Here is a 13,881-nt window from a genome sequence, read left to right as displayed (position 1 = left end):
CGGTACAACTAACTAGTAATCCAATTAACCTACACTTCCTTCCAGGCTGATTTCAAGCAGTTTTTGTGCCTCAACAGCAAACTCCATCGGAAGCTGGTTCAATACTTCTTTCGCATAACCGTTTACAATCAGAGCAACGGCTGCTTCGGAAGGAATACCCCGCTGGTTACAGTAGAATAACTGGTCTTCGCCAATCTTCGAAGTCGTTGCCTCGTGCTCTACGGTTGCGGTATTATTTTTAACTTCAATATAAGGGAACGTATGTGCTCCACATTTATCACCTAATAACAGGGAATCACATTGGGAGAAGTTACGAGCATTTTCGGCTCTCTTCATTACCTCCACTAATCCCCGGTACGAGTTTTGCGAACGTCCCGCTGAGATACCTTTCGATACAATACGGGATTTAGTATTCTTCCCAATGTGAATCATTTTGGTTCCGGTATCTGCCTGCTGGAAGTTATTCGTAACTGCAACTGAATAAAACTCACCAATGGAATTATCGCCTTTCAGGATGACCGAAGGGTATTTCCAGGTAACAGCCGATCCCGTTTCTACCTGAGTCCAGGAAATTTTAGAATTCGCTCCATCGCAGATTCCGCGTTTGGTTACGAAGTTATAAATACCCCCTTTTCCTTCTTTGTCTCCGGGATACCAGTTTTGTACGGTTGAGTATTTAATTTCAGCATTTTCAGCTGCGATCAATTCTACTACCGCCGCGTGAAGCTGATTTTCATCCCGCATGGGAGCTGTACAACCTTCGAGGTAACTTACGTAACTTCCTTCGTCCGCCACAATCAGCGTACGCTCAAACTGACCCGTTCCAGCCGCATTGATACGGAAGTACGTAGACAGTTCCATCGGGCAACGAACGCCTTTGGGAATATAACAGAACGAACCATCCGAGAAAACAGCCGCATTCAACGCTGCAAAGAAGTTATCTTTAGGAGGAACTACCGATCCCAGGTACTTTTTAATCAACTCAGGATGTTCCTGAATCGCTTCCGTCATCGAACAGAAGATAATACCTCGTTCGGCCAGGTCTTTCTTGAAAGTAGTAGCAATTGAAACCGAGTCAATCACTGCATCCACCGCTACGCCTGACAGACGCTCTACGCCCGCGATACGTTCCTGCTCTTTCAGGGAAATACCCAGACGCTCGAACGTACGACGTAATTCTGGATCAATATCATCCAGAGATTCAACCGTTTTTTTCTGTTTCGGAGCCGAGTAATATTTTACCGACTGGTAATCTACTTTTTCGTAATGCACGTTCGCCCACGCGGGTTCTGTCATTTCCAGCCACATGCGGTAGGCTTTCAATCGCCACTCCAGCATCCACTCGGGTTCATTCTTTTTTGCGGAAATAAAACGCACTATATCTTCACTAAGCCCCGCCGGAGCTTCGTCAGCTTCGATCAGGGTCTCAAACCCATATTTGTATTCGGAACTGGTGATTTCGTCTAGGATATCTGCTTCCTTCGCCATGTTTGCTTGTCAGAGATTTATGCAAAAATATAACAAAACCTGCGGTGGAACGTTCAATGCAATGGATAAATTTACCCATTTGTTAATTCTGCAAAGGGAACGGGTCTGGAAACACTCTCTTCCAGAGATATAAAGGTCTCGGTTCGCTGAATACCGCCTACTTTCTGAATTTTATCGTGTAACACTTCCCGCAGGTGTGTCGTATCCCGGCAAACGATTTTCGCGAAATAGAATAGATGCCTGTGGTATAATGAATATTCACGACTTCAGGAATAGCTGCCAGTTTTTCGGCTACCTCAGCGTATAAAGAACTTTTATCCAGATAAATCCCTAGAAAAGCGGCAATGTCCCACCCTAGTTTGGTGTGATCAATCATCAACGTAGAACCCCTCACAATACCCATTTGCTCCATTTTACGCATCCGAACGTGTACAGTACCCCCGGAAACGAAGATTCTCTTACCAATTTCGGTATAGGGCATGGTGGCATCCTGCATCAGCAGACCCAATATCTTCAGGTCTACGTTATCAATCTCATAATTTTTATCCATTGCTTTGGCGTTTCTATTTAAAACTAAGCAATAATACAGACCAATTATTAATAATATCGTAAATTTTTTAATTTTTTTATACAACTCTTGCAAAACGGCACTTCTGTACATTACCTTTGTAACATCAAACGCGATAACGCTGTTCCACACTGTAGGGTGATGAAATTGGCAGCCATGCCCTCCTGTCTCGGGGGTGAAGAGTCCAGGAAAAAATCAGTATAAAGCCGGGCAAGTCCGACTGGGGTTGACCACCAAATTTTGTGCTGTATCTAACTGCTTCGTGGAGGTTCGAATCCTTCTCCTACAGCTCTAAGTACCATTTATTCCCATTCTTTCAAGGCTAGGCTTCTACGGATCATTGATCCGCCTAGTGTTTTTTTATCCGGTGAAAGCGGGATTTCGAAGAAATGGCAGTATTTTTATTTGGTTTTTAGTTTGTTGATGAAGTGTAATTCTGACACGCAACCTTTCTGAGGATTGCGTGTTTTTTTTGGAATGATTTCTTATCTTTTCCTGGTTTCGCCAAACATTTACCAATCCTTTCCCGTTATTTCGCGTTTTTTATTTCCCCATTGACGTCTTCATCAAATGGTATCAAACTACGCGGTTGTTTTAGGCATTTTATGTTCGGTTCTAGGATTGATCTTCTATACCTCTACTTTTCCTTCCCTCAAAAAATTTTACGATATCATCCCCCCAGTTCTTCTGAGCTATTTCATACCCGGTTTATTAACTACTGCAGGGGTCTTTGCACCCGAAGTGGTCGGTGATGATTCTGCGATTTATAAAGTCGTTTCGCAATACCTGCTTCCCGCCACGCTGGTATTATTTACCCTGTCAATGGACCTGAAGACCTTAAAACGACTCGGCTTTAAAACGGTAATGGTTTTCCTGGCGGGTATCATCGGCGTCGTAACTGGGGGGCCCATTGCCGTCTGGATTGTCAAGCAATTTTCGCCCGCAACGGTGGGCGGCGAAGGAGCTGATGCCGTCTGGAAAGGCCTAGCCACCATTGCCGGAAGCTGGACCGGCGGCGGAGCCAATCAGGTGGCATTAAAGGAAATTTTCAAACCGTCCGAAAAACTCTTTTCCCAAAGCGTTTCAGTAGACATTATCGTTGGTGAACTCTGGATGGCCCTCATGATTTATGGAGCGGGAAAATCCCTTGCCATCGATCGATTCTTTAAAGCCGATGCCTCAGCCATTACCGAAGTGCAGGTAAAACTGGAAGCGTACCAGGCCCAGAATCAGCGAACTCCGCAGCTTCGCGATTTACTGATGATCATTGCCATTGGTTTAGGGGTTACGGGCTTTGCCCATGCCATTGCGGATACTATTGTGCCCATTTTAAAAGAATACCCCGGCCTCGAACGCTTTAGCTTAACTTCTAAAGTTTTCTGGATTATTTCCATGGCAACGATCGTGGGGATTACTCTTTCCTTCACCCCAGTTCGTCAGCTCGAACACGTAGGATCCTCCAAAATTGGCAGTGTTTTTCTGTATTTGTTAATTGCCACCATCGGACTAAAAATGGACTTATGGGCCATCGCCGATAACCCCGGGCTTTTCGCTGTTGGCGTGATCTGGATTCTGATTCACGGCGTTTTTATTGTCCTGGCAGGCCGACTTTTCAAAGCACCATTTTTCTTTATGGCCGTCGGATCGCAGGCGGCCATCGGTGGCCCGGCTTCGGCTCCCGTCGTAGCCGCTGCCTTTCATCCTTCGCTGGCCCCCGTTGGAGTTTTATTAGCCATTCTAGGTTATGCCATTGGTACGTACGCAGGCTATATTACCGGGTTACTTATGCAATGGGCCGCCTATTAAGCTCAGATTACAGAATAAGGGAAAGGCTCGTCAATAAGCTTCTTTATTAGAAAAGCGATCGTTACCTGTTAACTAGAATATGCAATCCTCTAGACTTTTACTTAGCCTTCTGGGAATTCTGCTGGCGGCAACCACCTGGGCTCAACCACTTCCCTGGTCTGAACGCATGGCTAATTCCATCATGACTACCCGCCTGGATTCTGCTGAAATCAAAGCAGGTAAGCTTACGCAATGGGGTTACGAAGAGGGGGTTATTCTGTATGCCCTAAGCCGGATGGCCGAGCGTTCTGGGGATGGAAAATACTTCCATTACATGCAGCGGAATATTGATTCTTACCTCAATGACCAGGGAGAAATTCGAGGCTATCGTTTCGAGGATTATAACCTGGATAACATCCCTTCCGGGCGTTTACTGCTGAAATTGTACCTGGACACGGGTAAAGAGAAATACTGGAAAGCTGCTCAGTACGTGCATAGTCAGTTGGAATCTCAGCCTCGCACGAAAGAAGGCGGTTACTGGCACAAAAAGCGGTACCCCAATCAGATGTGGCTCGACGGCCTTTACATGGCAGAGCCTTTCTCCGCCGAATACGCCCTGATTGCCAAAGAACCTAAGTATCTCGATGAAGTTGCCAATCAGTTCATCTGGATGGAGAAAAACGCCCGCGACGCTAAAACGGGCTTGTTATACCACGCCTACGACGAAAGTCGCGAACAGAAATGGGCCCATCCACAAACCGGCGTTTCGCCGCATTTCTGGGGTCGTGCCGTAGCTGGTACGTCATGGCTCTAGTCGATGTGCTGGATTATTTCCCGAAAGATCACCCCAAACGCGGTCAACTAGAGGAAATTTTCCAGCGATTAATGCCCGCCGTTGTCAAGGTTCAGGATCCTAAAAGTGGTTGCTGGTGGCAAATCCTGGATAAAGGCACCGAAAAAGGGAACTACCTTGAAGCTTCGGCTTCCAACATGTTTGTGTATGGACTAGCCAAAGGCGTTCGCAAAGGTTTACTGGATGCCTCTTTCCTGAAAGTGGCACAAAAAGGGTATCAGGGTATCCTGAAAGAATTCATTACTACGGATGAAAAAGGATTAGTTCATCTCGACAAAACGGTAAGCGTAGGTGGATTAGGTGGGGATCCCTACCGCGACGGCAGTTATGCCTATTACATGAGTGAGAAAATCCGTCTGGATGATCTCAAGGGCGTAGGGCCGTTCATTCTGGCGAGTATTGAGATGGAAACCCTTCCTGAATTGTCCTATGCGAAAGGCAAAACGGTAGGCTTGGATTATTTTTTCAACAACGAATACACCAGTAAAGGCGAGCGGTACCATTATACCTGGGACGATTACCGTGATTCAGGTTATTCGTTATGGGGTAGCATTTTCCGCGATTATGGAGCCAAAACGGTATCCGTTCCTGAGGCTCCTACGGCGGCATCGCTGAAAAAACTGGATGTGTACATCATCGTCGATCCTGATACCAAAAAAGAAACGGCGAAGCCTAACTACATGACGGAAGCTTACGCCAAAGTCATTGCCGACTGGGTGAAAGCGGGTGGAACGCTGGTATTGTTAGCTAACGATACCTCTAATGCAGAGATTAAAAACTTCAATATTCTGGCAGGGAAGTTTGGTATTCAGTTCACAGGCCAAAACGTGAACATGGTCAAAAACAACATATACGACCAGGGGAAGCTTCTTTTTGATGGTAACCACCCGATTTTCGGCGATGTAAAAAAGGTGTTCATCAAAGAATTAGTTACCTTAAAAACCAAAGCTCCTGCCAAATCGGTATTAACGGCCAACGGCGATGAAATTATGGCCGTAGCTCAGCTTGGCAAAGGTCGTGTTTTTGTCCTTGGCGATCCCTGGATTTACAACGAATACCTGAACGGTAAACGATTACCAATGGAATACGAAAACTTCAAAGCCGCAAAGAATCTGAGTAAGTGGCTTTTGAAGAAATAAGCATCCACACTAACAGAAGCTTTTCCGACGTGCAAGTCCGATGCCAGCAAAACTATCTGGGCCATACTGACTGCGGTTACTCCATTCCGCAACTTATGCGAGATTACTGTCTCGTACTTACCTCATACTTACTTTTTGTATGTTGTTGTAGAAATGCGATCAATCGCGGCTCTATACCGTGGCTGGTGTCCTCACCAGCCACAGGGGTAGCTTTTCTTCGTTCTGGCTATCCCTCACGCTGATCACAATTGTTTTCGTTACCTCTAAATTAATTCCATTCCTAAGCCAGACGCGATCAATCGCGGCTCTACGTTCTTATCCTTTTAAAAATAATCTGCCGTGGCTGGTGACGACACCGTCCACGGGGTAACTCCCTTACTGATGTCCTCACCAACTACTAAATCCATCAGTTATTTTTTCAAATGACATAAATCACAGCTAAACTCAAAAGGCTTTGGTATTTTTGTAGGAAATGACTTTCCCCGGTTAGACCGGCTCTATTTTCTGCGTATGACACTGCCTCTTGATTCTATTCTTACGCTACGACTCGTGTTGGGTGAGATTTTAGCTGAACAATTACCCCAAGCCGGTCGCCAATGGCTGGATACGAAAGTAAATCTCACGAACCCCGTCAGCATTCAAACGGCTTTTGTAGCGGCTCCGCGTTTTACGGGGAAACAGCCGGTCTCCTTAAGCCCCGAACGTCGCCAGCAAATCGCTGAGCTGCGTTCCCATTTCAGTATACTGGCCTGGCCTCTGGATCGGGTTACTCGCTTATACCTGCTTTTGCACCTTCCTCTGGAGCAAAAAGAGTTATTCATTCAATCCATCGAAACCCTGTTTGAAACGGCGGAGATGAATGAACTCGTTGCCCTATACGCTTCACTTCCCGTATTACCTTACCCCGAAGCCTGGGTTTTTAGAGCCACAGAGGCCGTTCGTTCCAACATGGGGTTGTTTTCGATTCACTGGCCCTGGGGAATTCCTACCCTTCCGAGCAGTTTTCCGAACTGGCCTGGAACCAGCTAGTCATGAAAACCATTTTTAATGATAAATCAGTAGGTGGTATTTTAGGGCTGGAAAAACGTAGTAACCCTGCGTTAGCACGCATTCTAGTGGATTTTGCCCATGAACGCTGGGCCGCTGGTCGTTACGTACCCGCCAGAGCCTGGCAGGTGGTGGTTCCTTTTGTCAATGAATCTATGTTAGCTGACATTCGGCATTTGTTCCACTCCAATCGAGCCATTGACCGCGAGGCGGCTTACCTTATTTGTACGGAAACGAATTTTGCCCCGGCCCGCCTGTTACTACAGGAATATACCAGTGACGTTCCTGAACATCTTACCTGGCATCAGCTCGATACGCAGGTTGCTTAATTCATATTTTATCAGGTTTTCAAAGCCGCTATTTCTATGTGCCAGCACGAATTAAATCCTTCTCATTTCGAAGAAAATAAAGAAGAAGTTACGCATAGTAACCTGGAATTCACGCAGTACCGGGATCTGATCAAGGGCATGAAGTTCTTTGATCCCCACGTACACATGACTTCCCGCACGACCGACGATTATCAGGCCATGGCCGATGCCGGAGTAGTAGCCTTGATTGAACCCGCCTTCTGGCTTGGGCAACCCCGTACGGGCGTGGCTTCGTTTAAAGATTATTTCAGCAGTCTGGTGGGTTGGGAACGTTTTCGTTCGTCACAGTTTGGGATTAAGCACTACTGTACCATCGGCCTCAATTCCCGCGAGGCTAATAACGAAGCTCTGGCGGAACAGGTAATGGAAGTATTACCCTTGTTTGTGTACAAAGAGGGCGTGGTAGGCATCGGCGAAATTGGTTTTGACGACCAGACCGCTGCCGAAGAACGCTTTTATCGCCTGCAACTGGAACTGGCCAAAGAAGCCAATCTTCCCGTTCAGATTCACACGCCTCACCGCGACAAAAAACAGGGTACCGAACGCAGTATGGCTATCGCTCTGGAACACGGTCTGGACCCTGGTATGGTCATTGTTGATCACAACAATGAAGAAACCGTAAAAAGTGTGCTGGATCAGGGCTTTTGGGCAGCTTTCACCATCTACCCTTTCACTAAAATGGGAAATGAACGTATGGTGGAAGTCGTAAGACAATACGGCCCTGAGCGGATTATGGTGAATTCGGCGGCAGATTGGGGCATCTCCGATCCGCTGGCGGTTCCCAAAACGGCGGCTCTGATGAAAATGAAAGGCATTTCTGACGAAGCGGTTCGACTGGTTACCTATCAGAATGCCCTCGATGCCTTCGCCCAAAGCGGACAAATTGATGAAGCTGATTTCGGACAGGAAATTGACCAAAGTCAGAAATTCAATGGCAATACCATTCTTCGCGGTGGTCAGCAGCCCCGCATTGACAAAGATTCAATTTTTATTAAGTAATACCTATTGCATTACGTTCTTCTAATTATTCAATACTATATGGTTCGGTTATAAAATACTGACTATCAATTGGTCCACTGACAACCAAAAACGGTCAACTATTTACCTTTGCTACCGTGGTCTGTAACACGTAAGAATGCGTCCTATCATTCTGCGTGCTACGGACCACGTTCGTGTTCAGAAAAACAAACTTATTTTTATGGACCTTTAGGAAACTATTAAGTCTTATTGAAATCTTAATTTTGTCGATAGAGATGAATTCCGGTACTGCTTTTGTTAACCATGTTGACTAAATTGCCTGTCTGTTTCTGAAAAGGATTTTTCGAAACCTGCTTTATCACTGCTTTTCTAAGCTCTAGAAGAATACTATTTTGAACATCAAGGCATTTATTCAGTTAATGCGACCGGCGAACCTCGTCACGGCAGTCGCTGATGTCTGGGCCGGAGCAGCCATCGCCGGAGCTATTCCTCCCGCGTTTGACTGGCGTTCTTTTCTCACCCTCAGTGCCGCCACGGTTGGTTTATACGGAGGCGGTGTGGTTTTTAATGACGTTTTCGATGCTCAGCTCGACGCTGTAGAACGTCCCGAACGTCCCATCCCTAGCGGACAGATTTCCATCGAAGCTGCCATTTTTCAGGGAACCGTTCTGCATTTATTAGGCATCGGAGCCGCCAGCTTATGTAGCCTTGAAAGTGGTATTATTGCCGCCGCCATCGCTATCCTTACCCTAAGCTATGATCGTTTTGCCAAGCATGACGCTATCCTTGGGCCTTTAAATATGGGCCTTTGCCGCGGACTAAACTTATTATTAGGCGTAAGCTTAATTCCTGAGTTACTCAGCGATTATTACGCCGTCGGTTTTCTACCCATTATTTTCATTGCAGCCATTACCATGATTAGCCGGGGTGAAGTGCACGGCGGCCACTCCCGCACCATGCTTTTTGCCGGGGTGTTATATGCCGTGGTAGAAATAGCTCAGTTGGCTTTTGGCTACATGCAGGGACATTTACTGGAAGCTCTGCCTCTGGTTCTGATTCATGCCTTTATGGTTTTCAAGCCCTTATTAACGGCCTACCAGAATCCTATTGGCCCCAATATTGGTAAAGCCGTGAAAGCCGGTGTATTGTCTTTAATTATTATGAATGCTGCCTGGTGCATGGCTTTCGGAGCCTGGCCGCTGGGACTGGCAACTCTCCTCTTGTTACCTTTTTCGCTACAGTTAGCCAAATGGTTCGCCGTAACGTAAGAGTTGTGAGTTTTGGGTTTAGAGTTTAGGGTTGAAATAACCCCTAACCCTAAACTCTAAACCCAAAACTCACAACGCTAAATCATCCACTAAAGTCCATGGAAACCATTCAGCAGAGATTCACGGTCACGTTTTCGTATCCGGTTTTTTTTACCCAGCAACTTTTCGATCCTGAGAATCCCCAGCTTCGGGATTTTCTTAGTCAATACGGCGAAAGCGATTTCCACAAGAAGATTTTCTTTTGCATCGATTCCGGCGTGCTGGAAGCTCACCCTACGTTACCCGATCAAATTGCCCATTATTTCCGTTCGGTGAAAGGTATTACCTGCGTTCCCGAATGGCTGGTTATTCCCGGCGGGGAAGCCTCTAAAAACGATCCTGATTTATTCGAACAGATTGTCGATGCTGTGGATCGCTTTGGCATTGATCGTCACTCGTTTGTAGCCGCCATTGGGGGAGGTGCCGTTCTGGATTTGGTAGGCTACGCTGCCGCCGTTTCGCACCGGGGCGTGAAACACATTCGGATTCCAACAACCGTGCTTTCACAGAATGATTCGGGCGTAGGTGTGAAGAACGGTATTAACTACAAAGGCAAGAAAAACTTTCTGGGCACTTTTGCTCCACCAATTGCCGTTTTCAATGACAGCGATTTTCTGCGTACGCTGGACGACCGTGACTGGCGTTCAGGCATTTCGGAAGCCATTAAAGTAGCTCTCATTAAAGATAAAGCCTTTTTTGAGTGGATTGAAGCGAATGCCTTTCCTCTGTCTCAGCGGGATACCGAAGTAATGCAATACCTCATCCACCGTTGTGCGGAGTTACACATTCAGCACATCAGCAGCGGAGATCCCTTTGAAAGTGGCTCGGCTCGGCCGCTCGATTTTGGGCACTGGTCGGCTCATAAACTGGAATATCTGACCAATTTTGAAATTCGTCATGGCGAGGCCGTAGCCATTGGTATAGCTTTAGACACGTATTATTCCTTACTCGCGGGTCGGTTAAATCAAGCAGACACGCAGCGGGTGTTAAGCGTATTAACGCAGCTAGGTTTTGAATTATACCATCCGGCACTGGCAGAAAATGATTCGTTCCACCTGATTAACGGACTCCGGGAATTCCAGGAACACCTCGGTGGACGATTAACCATTACCTTGCTCGATGCGTTGGGTAAAGGCGTAGAAGTGCATGAAATGGATAACGAATTAATTCAGAAATCCGTAGCGGCCCTACAGGGAAATACGTTTGAAAACGTAAGCGAAGTACTTTAAATGAATACTAGCCCGGGATAATCACCTGGGCTTTCTCAATAATCCTCTAACCCAAAACAGGACCAGTCTATGAAAACATCTTTGGGTCACTTAACTTATTGCAGCAATATTCACCCCGGCGAACGTTGGGATGACCATTTCGACGCTTTAAAAGCCAGCATTCCCAGCATCCGGCAATCCCTGGCTCCGCACAAACCCTTCGGCATAGGCTTACGAGTGGCAGGTCTGGCGAGTAAGGACTTGTTACTGGAAACCAATCTTAAGCCTTTTCAGGAATGGCTGAAAGATCAGAACGCCTATGTATTTACCATGAATGGGTTTCCCTATGGCGGTTTTCACGATACCCGTGTCAAAGAAAATGTCCACGCTCCCGACTGGATTCAGCCCGAACGCCGCGACTATACCCTTCGTCTGTTTCAGATTCTTTCGAAGTTATTACCCGAAGGCATGCGGGGCAGTATTTCGACTTCACCCCTGACCTACCGCCACTGGTGCCCACAGGAATCTACCCGGACGGAAGCCTTTCAGCAGGCGACGCATCATATTTTGGAAGTGGTGCTGGCTTTAATTCAGATCAATCAGGAAACGGGCCAAGTTTTACACCTCAATCTGGAACCTGAACCGGATGGATTACTCGAAAACTCCACCGAGTTCATCGCCTGGTTTAACGACCAGTTACTTTTCGACGGGGTTCCTTACCTGGTTCAGAAGGCCGGATTAAATGAAGCCGAAGCCGAGGCAGCTCTTCGCACACACGTGCAGGTTTGTTACGATGTCTGCCATTTTGCCGTAGAATTTGAGAACCAGACTCAGGCCATTGATCTATTTGAACAGGAAGGCATTGGTATTGGTAAAATTCAGATTAGCTCGGCCCTGAAGGTTGATTTTGAGGATCAAATCGAAGAGAAACTGGAGTTACTCCAACGTTTTGACGAACCTACGTATCTGCACCAGGTCGTAGCTAAACATCAGGATACATTACTCAAGTATCCCGACCTGAACGCCGCTCTCTGGGAGGCCGATCCAACCGGACAATGGCGAATTCATTACCACGTTCCCCTATTTCTGGAACAATACGGATTGCTGCAATCGACGCAGCAGGACATTATTCAGGTGCTCAATCGGCAGAAACGTAAGCCTTTTACAGAGCACCTCGAAGTCGAAACCTATACCTGGGGCGTATTACCCTCCGAATCGCAGTTACCCATTACGGAATCGATTACCCGCGAAATGAAATGGGTGCTCGATCACATTGAACTCGGCACGCGGATTGATCTTAATTAAGCCCCGACCTTATTGCCTAACTCCTGTTGAAAATCATGCAAAAGACGGTTGTCATTGACGTAGTTGCCCTGAGTCAGAGTGTGATCGGGGAACATACGCCTTTCCTAAGCAATTACCTCAAAACCAGAAATATACAAACCATAACTCCCGTTTTCCCGGCGGTTACCACCACTGCACAAAGTGTGTATGTTACCGGAAAATGGCCGAGTGAAAACGGTATCGTCGGCAACGGCTGGTACGACCATCAGGATGCCGAAATCAAGTTCTGGAAACAGTCGAATCACCTGGTAAAAGGTGAGAAAATCTGGGAAGCGGCCCGCAAAGTCGATTCCAAATTTACCGTTTCCAAGATGTTCTGGTGGTATAATATGTACGCTTCGGCAGACTGGTCGGTTACGCCCCGCCCCCAGTATCATGCCGACGGCGTAAAGGCTCCCGATTGCTATAGCTACCCCCCGGAACTACGAGATCAGTTACAGGAACAATTAGGGCAATTTCCGCTCTTCAGCTTCTGGGGCCCGAATGCGAATATTAAATCAACGCAGTGGATTGCCGACGCTTCCATCTGGGTAGACCAGCGGAATGATCCCACATTAACCCTGATTTACCTGCCGCACCTGGACTATTGCCTGCAAAAATTCGGCCTGGATTTTGATCATATCAAGCAGGAACTCGGTGAAATTGATCGGGTATTAAAGCAATTGATTGAGTATTACCAGCAGAAAAATGCGAAGATTATTCTGCTTTCGGAATACGGTATTAATGATGTGAGTCGTCCCGTTCACCTGAACCGTATTTTGCGGGAAGCCGGGTTAATCTCAGTGCGAACCGAACGTTGGTACGAGTTACTCGACGCAGGTGTATCCGAAGCCTTCGCGGTGTCCGATCACCAGATTGCACACGTGTATGTGAAGGATAAATCGCGAATTCCTTTTGTGAAGCAGTTACTTGAAAAAGTACCGGGCGTAAAGCTGGTATTAGACGAAGCAGGAAAACGCGAGCATCACCTCGATCATGAACGTTCGGGAGATCTGGTACTAATGGCTGAAACGGATAGCTGGTTTACCTATTACTACTGGTTAGACGATAAAAAAGCTCCCGATTACGCTCATCTGGTGGATATTCACCGTAAGCCGGGGTACGATCCGGTAGAGATGTTCATGGACCCCAAGAATCCATTCATCAAGCTTCGGGCGGGATATAAGCTGGCTCGCAAGTTATTAGGCTTCCGGTATCTGATGGATGTCATTCCGCTGGATGCGACGCTGGTTAAAGGTTCTCACGGAGCCATTTACGCCCCCAAAGCATTCCATCCCGTGTTTATCTCGGATCAGCCCACGGGAAAAACTGAAATACTGGCTACCGATGTTTACGATTTAATTTGGCAACATTTGAATAGCTAGAAGGGGAAACCTTGGCTACTTCATTCCTAACCGCAGTCGCTCGGCTCTGCCGAGTGACCACCTAGCTATAGGCCTCTGGCCGATCTCATTCAAGTACTATATAAGATAAAGCACATACTTATCTATAAAAGCCATAAGCCCGATAGTTAATCGGCTTATGCTTTTAAGTGAATAACCGTTAGTATCTACTATTCTAGTGAACAGAGTTGCCAATACCTTTCTCGAAGACTTAAGCTGATAGATCTTCCCTTTAATAGAATAACTCAGGCTTCGTCACCCTGAAGTGAAAGTTTTCCAGGATTGTCTCATCATCCATAAGTAAACATAAGCAAAGCTAACCGCCTTATCTTTTTTCAATTCTTAATTACAAATACTTTTCGTTGATTTTAAACAGGGCGGCTAGAAGAACTTCTACGATAGAAATAAAAAGAT

General features: G+C 46.6%; 7 protein-coding genes and 3 pseudogenes. 8 read left to right on the top strand and 2 right to left on the bottom strand.

Going from position 1 to position 13,881, the window contains the following annotated elements; genetic code table 11:
• Positions 1-24 precede the first annotated feature (24 nt).
• Positions 25-1,488: a Fe-S cluster assembly protein SufB gene (gene sufB / locus BWI96_RS16320; protein WP_106637614.1), complete on the bottom strand. Its 1,464-nt coding sequence runs from the start codon at positions 1,486-1,488 to the stop codon at positions 25-27.
• Positions 1,489-1,559: 71 nt separating this feature from the next.
• A pseudogene (locus BWI96_RS16315) lies at positions 1,560-2,038 on the bottom strand (Lrp/AsnC ligand binding domain-containing protein).
• 588 nt (positions 2,039-2,626) lie between these two features.
• Between BWI96_RS16315 and BWI96_RS16310 the strand changes: the two are divergent.
• From BWI96_RS16310 to BWI96_RS16270, 8 genes and pseudogenes are all read left to right on the top strand, one after another.
• Positions 2,627-3,862, top strand: a complete 1,236-nt coding sequence (locus BWI96_RS16310) for a DUF819 domain-containing protein (protein WP_106637613.1) — start codon at positions 2,627-2,629, stop codon at positions 3,860-3,862.
• A gap of 79 nt (positions 3,863-3,941) precedes the next feature.
• Positions 3,942-5,833, top strand: a pseudogene (locus tag BWI96_RS16305) (glycoside hydrolase family 88 protein).
• Positions 5,834-6,343: 510 nt separating this feature from the next.
• A pseudogene (locus BWI96_RS22545) lies at positions 6,344-7,209 on the top strand (EboA domain-containing protein).
• Positions 7,210-7,347: 138 nt separating this feature from the next.
• Positions 7,348-8,247, top strand: a complete 900-nt coding sequence (locus BWI96_RS16290) for a TatD family hydrolase (RefSeq protein ID WP_369804201.1) — start codon at positions 7,348-7,350, stop codon at positions 8,245-8,247.
• A 371-nt stretch (positions 8,248-8,618) separates the two neighbouring features.
• Positions 8,619-9,494: a UbiA-like protein EboC gene (gene eboC, locus BWI96_RS16285; protein WP_369804197.1), complete on the top strand. Its 876-nt coding sequence runs from the start codon at positions 8,619-8,621 to the stop codon at positions 9,492-9,494.
• Between the two features lie 98 nt (positions 9,495-9,592).
• Positions 9,593-10,762, top strand: coding sequence for a 3-dehydroquinate synthase (locus BWI96_RS16280; RefSeq protein WP_106637608.1), 1,170 nt, complete (start codon positions 9,593-9,595; stop codon positions 10,760-10,762).
• 69 nt (positions 10,763-10,831) lie between these two features.
• The gene (gene eboE, locus BWI96_RS16275; protein WP_106637607.1) at positions 10,832-12,046 is read left to right on the top strand and encodes a metabolite traffic protein EboE; all 1,215 of its coding nucleotides are present in this window, start codon (positions 10,832-10,834) and stop codon (positions 12,044-12,046) included.
• A gap of 35 nt (positions 12,047-12,081) precedes the next feature.
• Positions 12,082-13,449, top strand: coding sequence for an alkaline phosphatase family protein (locus tag BWI96_RS16270; RefSeq protein ID WP_106637606.1), 1,368 nt, complete (start codon positions 12,082-12,084; stop codon positions 13,447-13,449).
• Positions 13,450-13,881 lie beyond the last annotated feature (432 nt).

The sequence above is a fragment of the Siphonobacter sp. SORGH_AS_0500 genome, from assembly GCF_002838835.1.
GTDB lineage: Bacteria > Bacteroidota > Bacteroidia > Cytophagales > Spirosomataceae > Siphonobacter.
The sequence above is the reverse complement of the archived record's forward strand: the minus strand, read 5'-3'. Positions and strand labels throughout refer to the sequence as shown.

What these genes read in the sequence shown, in the direction of transcription:
- sufB (WP_106637614.1), bottom strand. Translation starts at nt 1,488, where the DNA reads ATGGCGAAGGAAGCAGATATCCTAGACGAAATCACCAGTTCCGAATAC.
- BWI96_RS16310 (WP_106637613.1), top strand. Translation starts at nt 2,627, where the DNA reads ATGGTATCAAACTACGCGGTTGTTTTAGGCATTTTATGTTCGGTTCTA.
- BWI96_RS16290 (WP_369804201.1), top strand. Translation starts at nt 7,348, where the DNA reads ATGAAGTTCTTTGATCCCCACGTACACATGACTTCCCGCACGACCGAC.
- BWI96_RS16270 (WP_106637606.1), top strand. Translation starts at nt 12,082, where the DNA reads ATGCAAAAGACGGTTGTCATTGACGTAGTTGCCCTGAGTCAGAGTGTG.
- eboE (WP_106637607.1), top strand. Translation starts at nt 10,832, where the DNA reads ATGAAAACATCTTTGGGTCACTTAACTTATTGCAGCAATATTCACCCC.
- BWI96_RS16280 (WP_106637608.1), top strand. Translation starts at nt 9,593, where the DNA reads ATGGAAACCATTCAGCAGAGATTCACGGTCACGTTTTCGTATCCGGTT.